This window comes from Streptomyces liliifuscus, assembly GCF_016598615.1.
Lineage (GTDB): Bacteria > Actinomycetota > Actinomycetes > Streptomycetales > Streptomycetaceae > Streptomyces > Streptomyces liliifuscus.
Map to the genome: position 1 here is coordinate 1,716,788 of NZ_CP066831.1, position 13,937 is coordinate 1,730,724.

Annotated in this window: 14 protein-coding genes; 5 read left to right on the top strand and 9 right to left on the bottom strand. The window is 69.8% G+C overall.

Annotated features, from left to right (window positions below; all coding sequences use genetic code 11):
* Positions 1 to 63: 63 nt before the first annotated feature.
* From JEQ17_RS07465 to JEQ17_RS07475, 3 genes are read right to left on the bottom strand one after another with little or no spacing between them, the layout of a single operon-like run.
* Entirely contained in the window at positions 64 to 813 is a 750-nt protein-coding gene (locus tag JEQ17_RS07465; RefSeq protein WP_055611311.1) for a succinate dehydrogenase/fumarate reductase iron-sulfur subunit, read from the bottom strand.
* On the bottom strand, positions 810 to 2,762 hold the full coding sequence (locus JEQ17_RS07470) for a fumarate reductase/succinate dehydrogenase flavoprotein subunit (protein WP_200394471.1): 1,953 nt from the start codon (positions 2,760 to 2,762) through the stop codon (positions 810 to 812). The genes JEQ17_RS07465 and JEQ17_RS07470 overlap by 4 nt, the downstream gene beginning before the upstream one ends.
* A 1-nt stretch (position 2,763) precedes the next feature.
* Entirely contained in the window at positions 2,764 to 3,471 is a 708-nt protein-coding gene (locus tag JEQ17_RS07475; RefSeq protein WP_200394472.1) for a succinate dehydrogenase, read from the bottom strand.
* Positions 3,472 to 3,565: 94 nt separating this feature from the next.
* Here JEQ17_RS07475 and JEQ17_RS07480 point away from each other — a divergent pair, with 94 nt between their 5' ends.
* Positions 3,566 to 4,450, top strand: coding sequence for a LysR family transcriptional regulator (locus tag JEQ17_RS07480; RefSeq protein ID WP_200394473.1), 885 nt, complete (start codon positions 3,566 to 3,568; stop codon positions 4,448 to 4,450).
* A gap of 186 nt (positions 4,451 to 4,636) precedes the next feature.
* On the opposite strand, the gene JEQ17_RS07485 is transcribed toward JEQ17_RS07480, so the two are convergent.
* The 4 genes from JEQ17_RS07485 to JEQ17_RS07500 form a co-directional block, all read right to left on the bottom strand.
* Complete coding sequence (locus tag JEQ17_RS07485; RefSeq protein ID WP_200394474.1) at positions 4,637 to 6,772, bottom strand: putative bifunctional diguanylate cyclase/phosphodiesterase; 2,136 nt, start codon at positions 6,770 to 6,772, stop codon at positions 4,637 to 4,639.
* A complete protein-coding gene (locus JEQ17_RS07490; protein WP_200394475.1) occupies positions 6,769 to 7,581 on the bottom strand; it encodes an SAM-dependent methyltransferase in 813 nt (270 codons plus the stop codon). Before JEQ17_RS07490 ends, JEQ17_RS07485 begins: the two co-directional genes overlap by 4 nt.
* A 474-nt stretch (positions 7,582 to 8,055) precedes the next feature.
* Positions 8,056 to 9,048 carry an SCO0930 family lipoprotein gene (locus tag JEQ17_RS07495; RefSeq protein ID WP_200394476.1) on the bottom strand — a complete coding sequence of 331 codons (993 nt, stop codon included), beginning with the start codon at positions 9,046 to 9,048 and terminating at the stop codon, positions 8,056 to 8,058.
* Between the two features lie 280 nt (positions 9,049 to 9,328).
* Positions 9,329 to 9,748 (bottom strand): hypothetical protein, encoded by a 420-nt coding sequence (locus JEQ17_RS07500; RefSeq protein ID WP_200394477.1) that lies wholly within the window; start codon positions 9,746 to 9,748, stop codon positions 9,329 to 9,331.
* Positions 9,749 to 9,776: 28 nt separating this feature from the next.
* Between JEQ17_RS07500 and JEQ17_RS50460 the strand changes: the two genes are divergently transcribed.
* The 3 genes from JEQ17_RS50460 (at position 9,777) to JEQ17_RS07510 (ending at position 11,429) form a co-directional block, all read left to right on the top strand.
* Positions 9,777 to 9,905 (top strand): hypothetical protein, encoded by a 129-nt coding sequence (locus tag JEQ17_RS50460; protein WP_267924759.1) that lies wholly within the window; start codon positions 9,777 to 9,779, stop codon positions 9,903 to 9,905.
* A 16-nt stretch (positions 9,906 to 9,921) separates the two neighbouring features.
* Positions 9,922 to 10,686 (top strand): bestrophin-like domain, encoded by a 765-nt coding sequence (locus tag JEQ17_RS07505; RefSeq protein WP_200394478.1) that lies wholly within the window; start codon positions 9,922 to 9,924, stop codon positions 10,684 to 10,686.
* Between the two features lie 221 nt (positions 10,687 to 10,907).
* Positions 10,908 to 11,429 carry a hypothetical protein gene (locus tag JEQ17_RS07510; RefSeq protein ID WP_200394479.1) on the top strand — a complete coding sequence of 174 codons (522 nt, stop codon included), beginning with the start codon at positions 10,908 to 10,910 and terminating at the stop codon, positions 11,427 to 11,429.
* 79 nt (positions 11,430 to 11,508) lie between these two features.
* Here the strand turns inward: JEQ17_RS07510 and JEQ17_RS07515 are convergent, their stop codons facing one another.
* Positions 11,509 to 11,994, bottom strand: a complete 486-nt coding sequence (locus JEQ17_RS07515; RefSeq protein WP_200394480.1) for a hypothetical protein — start codon at positions 11,992 to 11,994, stop codon at positions 11,509 to 11,511.
* Positions 11,995 to 12,326: 332 nt separating this feature from the next.
* Between JEQ17_RS07515 and JEQ17_RS07520 the strand changes: the two genes are divergently transcribed.
* Complete coding sequence (locus JEQ17_RS07520) at positions 12,327 to 12,992, top strand: class F sortase (RefSeq protein ID WP_200401362.1); 666 nt, start codon at positions 12,327 to 12,329, stop codon at positions 12,990 to 12,992.
* An 83-nt stretch (positions 12,993 to 13,075) separates the two neighbouring features.
* Here the strand turns inward: JEQ17_RS07520 and JEQ17_RS07525 are convergent, their stop codons facing one another.
* On the bottom strand, positions 13,076 to 13,924 hold the full coding sequence (locus tag JEQ17_RS07525) for a polysaccharide deacetylase family protein (protein ID WP_200394481.1): 849 nt from the start codon (positions 13,922 to 13,924) through the stop codon (positions 13,076 to 13,078).
* Between the last annotated feature and the right edge of the window lie 13 nt (positions 13,925 to 13,937).

Genomic DNA, 13,937 nt, shown 5'->3' on the forward strand with positions numbered 1-13,937 from the left:
GCGGGGAACTGCGCGACCAGCCCTCACAACCCGCAGCCGAACAAACGACCACCCAGCGGAGCGTTACCGCTTTCCGGCCTTCCGAGTAGCCCGCAGCCACTCCTTGTTCATCCCCGTGATGGAGACGAGCGGGATCCCCTTGGGGCACGCGGTGGCGCACTCCCCGGCGAGCGTGCACCCGCCGAACCCCTCCTCGTCCATCTGCGCCACCATGTCGAGCACCCGCGTCTCCCGCTCGGGCGCGCCCTGCGGCAGCACGTTGAGGTGGTTGATCTTCGCCGAGGTGAAGAGCATCGCGGCACCGTTCGGGCAGGCGGCCACACACGCCCCGCACCCGATGCACTCGGCGTGCTCGAAGGCGAAGTCGGCGTCCGGCTTGGGCACGGGCGTCGCGTGGGCCTCGGGCGCGGCTCCGGTCGGGGCGGTCACGTAGCCGCCGGCCTGGATGATCCGGTCGAAGGCCGACCGGTCGACGACCAGGTCCTTGACGACCGGGAAGGCGGAGGCCCGCCACGGCTCGATGTCGATCGTGTCGCCGTCCTCGAAGGACCGCATGTGCAGCTGGCAGGAGGTCGTGCGCTCCGGCCCGTGCGCGTCGCCGTTGATGACGAGCGAGCACGCGCCGCAGATGCCCTCACGGCAGTCGTGGTCGAAGGCCACCGGATCCTCGCCCTTGAGGATGAGCTCCTCGTTGAGGGTGTCCAGCATCTCCAGGAAGGACATGTCGGCCGAGATGTCGTCCACTTCGTACGTGGACATCGCTCCGTCGGCGTCGGCGTTCCGCTGCCGCCAGACGCGCAGGGTGAGCTTCATGCGTAGCTCCGCTGGGTGGGGTGGACGTACTCGAAGACGAGGTCTTCCTTGTGCAGGACGGGGGCTTCGCCGGTCTCGGTGAACTCCCAGGCGGCCGCGTACGAGAACTCCTCGTCCCGCCGCTCCGCCTCTCCGTCCGGGGTCTGGGACTCCTCGCGGAAGTGACCGCCGCAGGACTCGTCACGGTGCAGGGCGTCGAGGCACATCAGCTCGGCGAGCTCCAGGTAGTCGACGATGCGGTTGGCCTTCTCCAGCGACTGGTTGAACTCCTCGCCGGTGCCGGGGACCTTGATGCGCCGCCAGAACTCCTCGCGGATCTGCGGGATGCGCTCCAGGGCCTTGCGCAGCCCCGAGTCCGTACGCGCCATTCCGCAGAACTCCCACATCAGCTCGCCGAGTTCGCGGTGGAAGGAGTCGGGGGTGCGGTCGCCGTCGACGGCCAGGAGCAGCCGGAGCCGGTCCTCGGTGTCGGCCAACACCTCCTGGACGACGGGGTGTTCGTCGGTGACGCCCTCGTGGTGCGGGTTGCGGGCGAGGTAGTCGTTGATGGTCGACGGGAGGACGAAGTAGCCGTCGGCGAGGCCCTGCATCAGCGCGGACGCGCCGAGCCGGTTCGCGCCGTGGTCCGAGAAGTTGGCCTCGCCGATCGCGAACAGCCCCGGGACGGTGGTCTGGAGGTCGTAGTCCACCCAGAGGCCGCCCATCGTGTAGTGCACGGCGGGGTAGATCCGCATCGGCACCTCGTACGGATCCTCGTCGGTGATCCGCTGGTACATGTCGAAGAGGTTGCCGTACTTGGCCTCGACCGCCTCCCGGCCCATGCGCCGGATGGCGTCGGCGAAGTCGAGGTACACGCCCTGGCCGCCGGGGCCCACTCCCCTGCCCTCGTCGCAGACGTTCTTCGCGGCGCGGGAGGCGATGTCGCGCGGGACGAGGTTGCCGAAGGAGGGGTAGATGCGCTCCAGGTAGTAGTCGCGCTCGTCCTCGGGGATCTCGTTCGCGGGGCGGTCGTCGCCCTTCGCCTTCGGGACCCAGATCCGGCCGTCGTTGCGCAGCGACTCGCTCATCAGCGTGAGCTTGGACTGGTGCTCGCCGGTGCGCGGGATGCAGGTGGGGTGGATCTGGGTGAAGCACGGGTTGGCGAAGTACGCGCCGCGCCGGTGGGCCCGCCAGATCGCGGTGGCGTTGGAGTTCATGGCGTTCGTGGAGAGGTAGAAGACGTTGCCGTAGCCACCGCTCGCGAGCACCACGGCGTCCGCGTAGTACGTGTCGATCCTCCCCGTGATCAGATCGCGGGCGACGATGCCGCGCGCCCGTCCGTCGACCACGATCAGGTCGAGCATCTCGGTGCGCGGATGCATCTCGATGTTCCCGGCGGCGATCTGCCGGGACAGCGCCTGGTAGGCGCCCAGCAGAAGCTGCTGGCCCGTCTGGCCGCGGGCGTAGAAGGTGCGGGACACCTGGACGCCGCCGAAGGAGCGCGTGTCGAGCAGGCCGCCGTACTCGCGGGCGAAGGGAACGCCCTGGGCGACGCACTGGTCGATGATCTCGACGGAGATCTGGGCGAGCCGGTGGACGTTCGACTCACGCGCCCTGAAGTCGCCGCCCTTGACGGTGTCGTAGAACAGCCGGTGGATCGAGTCGCCGTCGTTGCGGTAGTTCTTGGCGGCGTTGATGCCGCCCTGCGCGGCGATCGAGTGGGCGCGGCGCGGGGAGTCCTGGTAGCAGAACTGCACGACGTGGTAGCCCTGTTCGGCGAGCGTGGCGCCGGCTGAGCCGCCCGCGAGACCCGTACCGACGACGATCACGGTGTGCTTGCGGCGGTTGGCCGGGTTGACCAGCTTGGCCTCGAAGCGGCGGGTGTCCCAGCGCTCACCGACCGGTCCCTCGGGGGCTTTGGTGTCGACGACCGGCTCTCCGGTCGTGTACTCGGCGAATTCAGCGGTCATGTCAGCTCACCACTCCGGTCATCACGCCCACGGGTACGGCGATGAAGCCCGCCGTCAGCACCACCGCGAGCACGTTGGCGATGGTCTTGAAGGCCCGGTCGCGGGTGCGGCTGCCCACGCCGAGGGTCTGCGCCGCGCTCCAGAAGCCGTGCCGCACGTGCAGGCCGAGCGCGAGCACGGCGACGATGTAGACGACGTTGCCGTACCAGGTGGAGAAGGTGTCGATCACGTTCTGGTACGGGTGTCCGGGCTGGAAGCCGTTCGGGTGCGCGGTGCCGGTCGTCAGGTCGAGGATGTGCCAGACGATGAAGAGTCCGAGGATGATGCCGCCCCAGCGCATCGTGCGGGTGGCGTAGCCGGCTCGTGGCTTCTTGTGCACGTACTTGGTGGGGCGCGCCCTGATGTCGCGGCGGCTGAGCTGGTACGCGGAGACGGCGTGTGCGACGACGGCGGCGACCAGGACCACGCGGATGATCCACAGCGCCCACTCGTAGTGCAGGAAGGGCTCGCCGATGGTGCGCAGCCAGTGCGCGTAGTGGTTGAACTCGTCCGACCCGAAGAAGATCTTGAGGTTGCCCAGCATGTGGACGACCAGGTACGACAGCATGATCAGGCCGCTGACGGCCATCACGGTCTTCTTGCCGACGGACGAGTCCCACATGGTGCGCGTCATGGACGGTTTTCGGTCCGTCCGCGTTGCCAGAGCCATGGAACGCACGCTAGGGCCGGGAGGGCCGATCGGTCCAAGACATGGTCCGGCTCGTTTCGATAGGCCCTGGCTATCGTGGGCGTATTCTTGGGGGATGCAGTTCCAGCAGCTCCAGTACTTCGTGGCCGTCGCCGAGACCCGGCACTTCACCCGGGCCGCCGATCTGGTCCATGTCGCCCAGCCGTCGCTCTCCCAGCAGATCAAGTCGCTGGAGCGGGAGTTGGGCGCCGATCTCTTCCTGCGGGCGCGCGGGAACATCACGCTCACGGACGCGGGCGAGGCGCTGCTGCCGCTGGCCCGCCGCATCCTGGCCGACGCGGACACGGCCCGGCACGAGGTCCAGGAGCTGGCCCAGCTGCGCAGCGGGCGGGTCCGGCTGGGGGCGACGCCGAGCCTGTGCACGGGCCTGCTGCCGGATGTGCTGCGCGCCTTCCACGACCGGTATCCCGGCATCCGGCTGCTGATCGAGGAGGGCGGCTCGCACGATCTCGTACGGGAGCTCGCGCGCGGGGCGCTCGATCTCGCTCTCGTCGTGCTGCCGCTGCCCACGCCGTCGCCCGCGCTGACCACGGTGGAGGTGCTGCGGGAGGACCTGGTGGTGGTGTCGTCGCCTGAGGCGTCGGCACCGGGGGGTGGGCGGCGGACCGTGCGGGTCTCCGACCTGGAGGGTGAGCGGCTGGTGATGTTCCGGCACGGGTACGACCTGCGGGAGCTGACCGTCGCCGCGTGTCGCTCCGCGGGGTTCGAGCCGGATTTCGCGGTGGAGGGTGGGGAGATGGACGCGGTGTTGGGGTTTGTCCGGGCGGGGCTGGGGGTGGCTGTGGTGCCGCGGATGGTCGCCGCGCGGACCGGGCGGGGGTTGCGGGTGACCCCGCTGGCCCGGCCCGGGCTGGCCCGGACCATCGCGCTGGCGCACCGCAGTGACGTGGCTCCGCCTCGGGCGGCTCGGGAGCTTCAGCGGATGCTTCTTGAACGATGAGCGCCGTTTTGCTTGAACGATGAGCGCCGTTTTGGTGGGGCGCCGTTCGGAGGTGCCGGTTCGTTGTGGCTGGTCGCGCAGTTCCCCGCGCCCCTGAAAGCGGGGCTGCGCCCCTGGCTTTCATCTTTTAGGGGCGCGGGGAACTGCGCGACCAGCCACAGCCGATCCGCACACACTCAAAGGCGCTCAACCCGTCGCATCCACCAGTGCCAGCTCGTGGAGCCGGTCCGGCGGACCCGGGCGGGCGTAGTACCAGCCCTGGGCCGTGTCGCAGCCCAGTATGCGGAGCTGCTCGGCCTGGGCCGCTGTTTCGACGCCCTCGACCGTGACCGCGAGGTCCAGGCTGTGGGCAAGAGAAACGATCCCCTCGACGATCTTGAGGTCGACGGGATCGGCGGGGAACTGCTGCATGCCCTGGGTGAAGGAACGGTCCAGCTTGAGGATGCTCACCGGCAGGCGACGCAGATTGGCGAGGTTCGAATAGCCCGTGCCGAAGTCGTCGAGGGCGATGTCGACACCCATCTCGGCGAGCCGCCGCAGCGGCTTGAGCAGGTCGTCGTCGGCGCCGATCAGCGCGGACTCGGTGACCTCCAGGCAGAGCGAGGCCGGTTCGAGTCCGATGCGCTCCAGGATGTCGACCGTGTCGGCGACCAGACCGGGATGGGTCAGCTGGCAGGGCGAGAGGTTCACGTTGATGCGCAGCGGACCCGCGTCGGCGTGACGTTCCTGCCACTCGCGGGCCTGGCGGACCGACTGCTCAAGGACCCAGCGGCCGAGCGGCACGATCAGGCCGGTGTGCTCGGCGAGCGGGATGAACCGGTCGGGTCCGAGCACACCGTGCTGCGGATGCAGCCAGCGCACCAGGGCCTCGGCGCCGCGCACGCTGCCGTCGCCGAGGTGGACGAGCGGCTGGTACTCGATGAAGAACTCGTTCCGGTCCAGGGCCGCGGGCAGCGCCGTGGTGAGCCCGTGCCGGGTGATGGCACGGGCGTCGGCCTCGGGGTCGGCGAGCTCGTAACGGTTGCCGCCCGCCGACTTGGCGCGGTACATCGTGATGTCGGCGCTGCGCAGCACCTCGGCCGGGCCGCGCTCGCCCGCAGGACCCTCGACGATGCCGATGCTGCCCCGGACGGTCAGTTCCCTGCCGTCGATGCGCACCGGTGTGATCAGGGCGTTCATGATGCGGTCGGCGAGCGCGTCGACCTCGCTCTCGGTGTCCGGCCCGGTGGTCAGGGCCACGAACTCGTCGCCGCCGAGCCGGGCGACCATCTCGCCGGGCGCGGTCGCGCAGGACTGCAGCCGGTCGGCGACCTCGACGAGCAGCCGGTCGCCGGCCGCGTGCCCGAGGCTGTCGTTGATGGTCTTGAAGCCGTCGAGGTCGAGGTAGCAGAGACCGAAGCGCATGCCGTCGCCCGCCGCGAGCGCCTTGTCGAGCCGCTCGAAGAACAGCGTCCGGTTGGGCAGCCCGGTGAGCGCGTCGTGGGTGGCCTCGTACCGCAGGCGCAGGTTGAGCAGCCGTCGCTCGGTGGTGTCCTCCATCAGGGCGAGCTGGAACTGGGGCCGGCCGTCCGCGTCACGCAGCAGGGAGACGGTGAGGTTGGTCCACAGAACCGTTCCGTCGGGGCGGTAGAAGGCCTTCTCCACGTGGTAGTGCTCGCGGTCGCCGCGCACCAACTCCTCGTAGAGCCGCCACACCTGGGGGGCGTCCTCGGGATGGGTCCACTCGGTGACGTTGCGGCCGCGCATCAGCTGCTCGGTGCCGCCGAACATGCGCAGCAGGGCGTTGTTCACCTGCAGGATGTTGCCGTCGAGGTCGGCGACGCCGATGCCTATCGCGGCGCCCTCGAAGACCGCGCGGAAGCGTGCCTCGGTGGCGTGCAGCGCGTCCGCCACCACGCCCTGGGCCTGGAGGGCGGCGCGCGCGATGGACTCCTGCTCGGCCAGCGTCCGTTCCCGCAGCGCGTGCGCGAACCCGGCGGCCATGGCGTGCTGCAGCCGCGAGGAGCGGGCGCGCAGGGCCTCCTGGGATCCGTCGCCGCCGCAGTAGAGCACCAGATAGGCGTCGACGCAGTCGAGTGTGCGGCTGAGCGCCTCGGGTTCGGTGCAGTGCGCGTCGATGAGCGCGGCGCCGACGGCCTGTCCCTCGGCCGCGTCGAACGTCCTGGCCCGCAGCGCCTCGCTGAGCCGCCTGGCGAGCGGCACCAGGCGCTGCTCGAACTCCGGCCGGGTGAGCGACGTGGCGGTCGCCGGGAACACGGCCCGGCTCCAGATCGTCGCGAACCTGCGCAGTCTGTCCTCCGGCCCGTCCGGCTCGGCGGTCACGCCTTGCGCCCCACGCCCGCGAAACCCGAGTAGGAATAAGGATCCTCGTCCTCGGACGCCGAGTCGGGCCGCCATTTCGCCATCGGCACCAGTCCGGGTTCCACCATGTCGTACCCCTCGAAGAACCGCGCGACGTCCTCGCGCGAGCGCATGATCAGCGGGTTGCGGATGTCCTTGTAGACGTCGACGGCGCCCTCGGCCCGCTCCTGGGGGAGCGGGAGTCCCTCGTACGAGGCGTGCGAGACGACGAACAGGCTGCCGGGCGCTAGCGCGTCCCTCAGCTCTGCCACCGCCCCGTACGGGTCGTCCGCGTCCTCCACGAAGTGAAGTATGGCAACGAGAAGGAGGGCGACTGGCTGATTCAGGTCTATCAGGCGCTGAACCTGAGGGCTCGCCAGGATCTCCTGGGGCTTGCGGAGGTCCGCGGCGACCACGTCCGCGTCCTCGTTTCCGGCCAGTACGGCCGTGCTGTGCGCGACGGCGACCGGGTCGTGGTCGACGTACATGACGCGTGCGCCGGGGCGGGCACTCTGCGCCACCTCGTGGACGTTGCCGAAGGTGGGGATGCCCGAACCGATGTCGAGGAACTGGGAGATGCCCTCGTCGGCCGCGAAGCGCACGGCGCGGCGCAGGAACGCGCGGTTCGCCTGCATGATCTTGGGAAGTCCCGGCATGAACTCCATGGCCCGGCGCGCGGCTTCCCTGTCGACCTCGAAATTGTGCGATCCGCCCAGGTAGTAGTCGTAGACGCGGCTCACGCTCGGTACCGAGATGTCGATGCCACGTGGGGCCCAGGCGGGACGCTCCATCTATCTCTCCAAGGCGTAGACGATCCGGTGTTCGAGCTGAGGCTACTGATCGCCCGCCAAAGGAGCGAGCAGAAACGGAAATTGACCGTCCGTTCCAGGTCACTGCCTCCGGCACGTGCCGAATTGGCCACCTTACGAAATCGCACCGAAGCATTCCAAAGAGTTCCGGGGAAACTGCGCAGCGTTACGAAGAGGCGTGCGGGAAACCGTTCACGCGACCGGATCCGGCCGGATGTGAAAAAGCCGCTTCGCCCCCTCCGTGCGGTGCGGAGGGGGCGAACCGGTGGTTGTGCACACGTTTTCCGAACTTTCGGCACTCTCTTTCTCTGTGCGTTCACGTTCTCTGTGCGTTCACAACCTTCCGCGCTTCGAACGTCGCCTCCCCTCCGCGCTTCGGTGATCGGTGCGTCTCGGTGACCAACCTGGGGAAGTGGTCGTCTGCTTGGCTGCTCGGACCTGGTTGCCTCGGCCGGGCTACTTCGGCTTGCCGAGCGGCTTGCCCTCGGGGGAGATGGCGTACCACGTGCCGCCGACGCCCTGGCCGTTGGTGTCACCGGGCTTCTTGTCGCCCGCGAAGGTGTAGAGCGGCCAGCAGTCGATGCTCTGCTGCTTCAGGCCGTCCGGGCGGTTGTTGACGACGTAGCCACGCCGTCCGTCGTTCTTGTTGTCGATGCCCTTGGTGTCGGCGGCGTCGACCGGCGCGACGACCGGCCACTTCTCCAGGCACTCGCCGACACAGTTGGACTTCATCGGCCAGGGAACGTCCTTCTCGAACCGGTAGACCGTCATGCCGTTCTTGTCGACGACGACCTCACCGAGCTCGGGGTCGTTACGGGTCGACAGACCCGGCAGGTCACCGGCTTCCGCGCTGCCGCCGGCCGCGGCCTCTCCGCCACCGGAGGCCTTCTTGCCGTCGGGGGCCGTCGCGTACCAAGTGCCGCCCACGCCCTGGCCCTTGGTGTCACCGGCCTTGGTGTCCTTCGCGAAGCGGTACAGCGGCCAGCCCTCGTAGGTCAGCTGCTTGGTGCCGTCGGTACGGGTGACCTCGCCGAGCAGGGTCTTGTCAATGCCGATCGGCGCGGTGGCACCCGAGGCCGGAACCGGAGGCCAGGCGGTGGCGCAGTCGCCGTCACAGTTCGACTTCGGCGGCTCGGCCGTGTCCTTGTCGAAGCGGTAGAGCGTCATGCCCGCGCTGTCCGTGACAACCTCACCGAGCTTGTCGGTGTCCGCCACGGCAAGCTGTCCCGCGCTCTGCGTCTGGGCGCCGGTGTTCTGACCAGCGGCACCGGCCCCGGTGCTCGGGCTGGCCGCGGCCCCCGCCGAGCCGTAGCCGTTGGCCGCGGGCGCCGCGCCCACGTTCTGGCTGCCGGTCGAAGTGTCCGCCTTGTCCTGACCGCACGCCGTCGTCAGCACCAGCACTGCCGCAGCTGACGCTACGAGTGAGGCGCTCCGCCAGGAGGTCTTCATTGGTAACTCCCGCTGTCTGCTTAGGTGTTGCGGCGCTGATCCACACCGCGTATGGCCCTAGGTACGGGTGGGAGTGCGGTGAGTGTTCAAAGCGCGCACAAATTTCTTTCTGGTAACGCCCGGGAAGCCTGCTTTCGGTGGGGCTCGGGAGGCCGGTGGGGGCGCGTGACGGCAAGCGCGTGAGCCCCCTTGTCCCTCCTTCGGGGCAACCTGGGCGCACTCTCGCGCGCGCGAGCGCGTGGGGACCGATGATCTCCGTCGTGCCTGGACCACTACGAACTCAGCCACGGACCCGATGCGCCCTCGTCATACGCCTGCTGATGCTGCTCGCGCTGACCTGGATCGCCAGTGGCGCGCCCGCTCCGGCGGCGGCCGACACCTGCGCGTACGCCGCCACGGGGTCCGGCGGCAGCGGCACGGTGGCGGTGGCCGTCGCGGGGACCTGCCCCACGCCGACACCGACGCCGACCCCGCCCTGCCCGACTCCGGAACCGTCCCCTCCGCCGAAGCCCCCGCCCAAGCCGACTCCGACGCCCACCCCGACGCCCGACCCGCCTCCTCCGCCACCGAAGCCTTCCCCCGCCCCGCCGACCGTGCCACCGCCCGCGCCCGCCCCACCGCGGCCGGCCCCCGTCGTGCCGCCCCCGGCGGCTCCCGTGCCGGCTCCGAAGCCCACTCCGACACCGACGCCGACCCCCACCGTGCGTCCCAGCCCCTCGCCGACTCCGGTGAGTTACCCGCCCTACCGCACCAGGCCGCGCAAGGCGCCGCCCCGCGGCGGCCCGTCCCTGGTCTCGCTCACCCTGCTCATCACCGCGCCCGCGGTGTTCGCCGTCGCCGCGCTGCGCCCGCGCTGACCCCTGGAGGAATCCTTTGTCGGAATGGCTTGTTCTCGCCCTCGCGATGGCGGCGGCCAGCGTCGTCGTCCTCATCGTCACCGTCGTGCGGCACCACACCGCCGCCGAGGACGACGATCCGTCCGAGACCCCGGACGTGATCGAGTACATGACGATGATGATCGGCGTGGTGTACGCCATCGTGCTCGGCCTGGCCATCGCCGGTGTCTGGGAGGCGCGCGGCGTCGCCCAGGATCACGTCCAGAACGAGGCGAACGCGCTGCACGAGATCTCCGAGCGCGTACGGGTCTACCCGCCCGACGTGCGCGACCGCATCCGGGACGACGTCAACGCCTATGTCGGCCACGTCGTCACCACCGAGTGGAAGGCCATGGCCGACGACGGCAAGGTCACCGAGCAGGGTACGAAGCTGCTGGCCGAGATCCGCAACGACGTCACCGACTACGAGCCGCGGACGGACTTCGAGGCCCAGGCCTACCAGCCGCTCCTCGACCAGGTCACCGCGGCGGACGCAGCGCGCACGGCCCGCGCGGAGTCCACGGCCCCGACCATGCCGGGCGTCGTGTGGTTCGGTCTGATCACCGGAGCCGTGGTCACCGTCGGGCTGATCTTCGCGCTGCAGATCCGCCGCACCCTGCGCGAGGTGATCCTGGCGGGCCTGTTCGCCGCCCTGATCGCCTTCCTGCTCTTCCTGATCTGGGACTTCGACGCGCCCTACAGCCGCGGGATCACGGCGACGGCCGATCCGTTCCTGACGCTCTTCCCGAAAGCCGGTGAGTGAGGGACCCCTACGAGCCGACTTCACCGGGGGACGGACGCCACGCCGTGCCCGTCCCCCAACCGCAGGCATCCGATACCCGGTTCGGCCCACACGGTTGCCCCATTCGCGCGACTGCGATCGCGCCGGCGCCCGCACCTTCCTAGCGTTTCGATCATCGAGGTGCATGTACGGCGCAGCGGAAAAGGTCCGCGGCTGCGCCTCGGGGACCCGGAGGACTCACCATGCGCGCGATACGCGTCGCCTGTGCCGCACTGCTGGGCATGACCGCCCTGACCCTCACCGCACCCGTGGCCGCTGCCCGGGACGACGGCGAGCGCAACATCACCTCGTTCGGCTTCAACGTCTCGCCCACGACCATCGCCGCGGGCGGCCGCGTCTCGCTGTCGGTCAACGGCTGCAAGTCGGCCACCAAGGTCTCCTCGGGCGTCTTCGACACGGTGACGATCCCCAAGGGCCAGGGCTCCGCCACGGCCACCGTCGACTGGGACGCCAAGCCCGGCGCGGTGTACGAGGTGACCTTCCAGTGCGGGAACGAGTCCGGCCACACGGACCTCACCATCGCCACCGGCCGCCCCAGCGACCCGACGCACACCCCCGTCCACCGGGGCGTCAAGGCGGGCGTCGGCGGCAGCACGGGCGGCTTCGACCTGAGCGAGATCGGCCTCGGCGCCGCGCTCATCGCGGGCTCGGTCGGCGCGGCGTACCACTGGTCACGGCGGCGCGCGGGCGAGCACGGCGGCTGACGCACCGAACACACCGGGCGCACCGGACAGCCCTTCGCCCCGGAACCCTTGAGGGTCCGGGGCGAAGGGCTGTTCACGCTCAGATCTTGTTCTCGGAGCGGCGGCGCATCCAGAACACCCCGCCGCCGATGAGGGCGAGGCCGACGAGGCCGCCGCCGATCGCGATGTCCGCCGGAGTGGCACCGGTGGAGCTGCTGCCGCCGAGACCGCCTCGGACACCACCGATGACGGTGAAGGCCTGCGGCTTGGTGAGGGTCTTGCCACTGCAGTGGACCGTGATGTCGTACGAGCCCGGGTTGGCCGAGCTGTTGATGGTGGCGGTCCCCTTCGAGGTCTCGTTGTTGCTGTTGACCGGCGTGAGCCTGGCCTGTGGGAACGCCGTGGATGTCATGGTGCCGCCATTCGGGCAGCCGTCCACGGTGACCGACAGCTGGCCGCCGCGGGCGATGACGCTGGGCATGGCGGTGATGTTGCTCGGGTTGTCCCAGGCCGCGGCCGTGGGAGCGGCGAGTCCGACGGCGGCGAACGCCACCGCAGAGACCGCCAGGGCACGAGTGGTACGCATGTGATCCTCCGCGGAAGGCGCCCCGGGAACCGTCCCCGAGTCGATCGGCGAGAAAACGCCTCCCAGACAGACCCTCAGTTGCCGTGCACAGGGCCGCATTTCGAGAATGCTCCGTACCGGTGAGAGGACACGCCGACAGAAAGGAACACAATCGGATATTGCCGCAGGTCACGGACCGTCAGAAATTTCCTGGCGATGGCAACTCGGATGGCTCACGGCAGTCCGTTCCACCACCCGTTCGCGCTTCTCCCGTCGCCCTGTGCGCGCGCTGCGCTTAGCGTTCTCGTATGCGCGACGGACGTGGCGACGGCCACGTCGAGAGGGGATTGCGAATGTCCGTGTCCGAGCTGGCGGAAGAGGAGGAGCGCCCCAAGAGGCGCGCTCCTTGGGGCGTGATAGCGCTTGTCCTGCTGACCGGCCTCGCTCTCATCCGGAACGGTTCGGGAGAGTTCGACGTCGGGCCCCCGCAACCCGCGACGGCCGCCGCCGCGGACAACCACGTCACCGGCGACACGGTCCGCACGGGTGCGCCGGCCCCCCTGTCGTTCTCCGTGGCCGACCGCATCAGGATCCCGGCGATCCGGGTGGACGCTCCCGTCACACCCGTGGGCCTCGACATGGAGGGCTGGGTGGACGCGCCGCCACCGGAGGACCCGAACCTCGCGGGCTGGTTCTCGGGCGCGGTCTCGCCCGGCGAGAAGGGCACGGCCGTCATGGTCGGCCACGTCGACAACCGACAGGGCCCCGCCGTCTTCTACGGACTCGGGGCCCTGAAAAAGGGACATCGCGTGGAGGTCCTCCGCAAGGACGGAAAGACCGCCGTGTTCGAGACCTACGGCATCGAGGTCTTCGAGAAGAACAACTTCCCCGGAGACCGTGTCTACGGGAACACCGGAACCCCCGAATTGCGTGTCATCACCTGCGGGGGCGGTTTCTCCAAGCAGAACGGCTACGACGGGAACGTGGTCGTGTTCGCCCGCCTCATCGAGGTTCGCTGAGCGTTCCCCGGCCCGGCGGGCCGAATCCCGCGAAACCCGCGGAGTTCCACGGAACCCTTTCGGTTCCGTGGAACTCCGCGGATCTATGTGGACTGCCGCCTGGGCACGATGAACTGATATCCCGAGTCCAGCAGCCGGGGCAGATAGTCGCGCAGCGCCGTCACACTCTGCGTACGGTCCCCGCCCGCGTCGTGCCCGAGGACCACGACGCCCGGGGCCGCGCCCTTGATGACCCGGCTCTCGATCGCGGCGGCCCCCGGTGAGGTCCAGTCCAGAGTGTCGACGGTCCAGGCGAGGGGCTCCATGCCGAGTTCGGCGCCGATCTGGAAGGCGGCCCGGTTCCAGGCCCCGTACGGCGCGCGGAACCAGCCGGGCCGCTCTCCGGTCCCCTGCTCGATGACATCGCAGGTGCGCTCCATCTGGGAGCGGATCTCGGACCGGGTCAGCCGGGTCAGCAGAGGATGGGACCAGGTGTGGTTGCCCACCACGTGTCCCTCGTCGGCCATCCGGCGCAGCAGGTCCTTGTGCTCGGCGGCCATCTCCCCGCACACGAAGAACATGGCGCGCACGTTGTGGGCCTTGAGCGTGCGCAGCATCTGGGGGGTGTAGCGGGGGTCGGGCCCGTCGTCGAAGGTCAGCACCATGCTCTTGCCGCGCCCCGACATACGCAGGAACGGTTCGTGCCGTACGAGGGTCCGCGCGGCCGTGCCGCGGACCGGCCCGTATCCGGCGATGGGCTGAAGACGGTAGGCGGAGGGTCTCAGGGCCGCGCGCTTCGCCTGGGCACCGGCGGCGGGAGCGGCGGAGGACCGGACCGGGGAGCCCGGGTCGGCGGTGAGCACCTGTACGGTGCCGGCCGCGCCCGCCGCTCCCAGCACGGCGGCACCGGCGAACAACGCCCGGCGCCGCGAGAGGAACTGATCCTTATTCATGAGTAATCAGTCG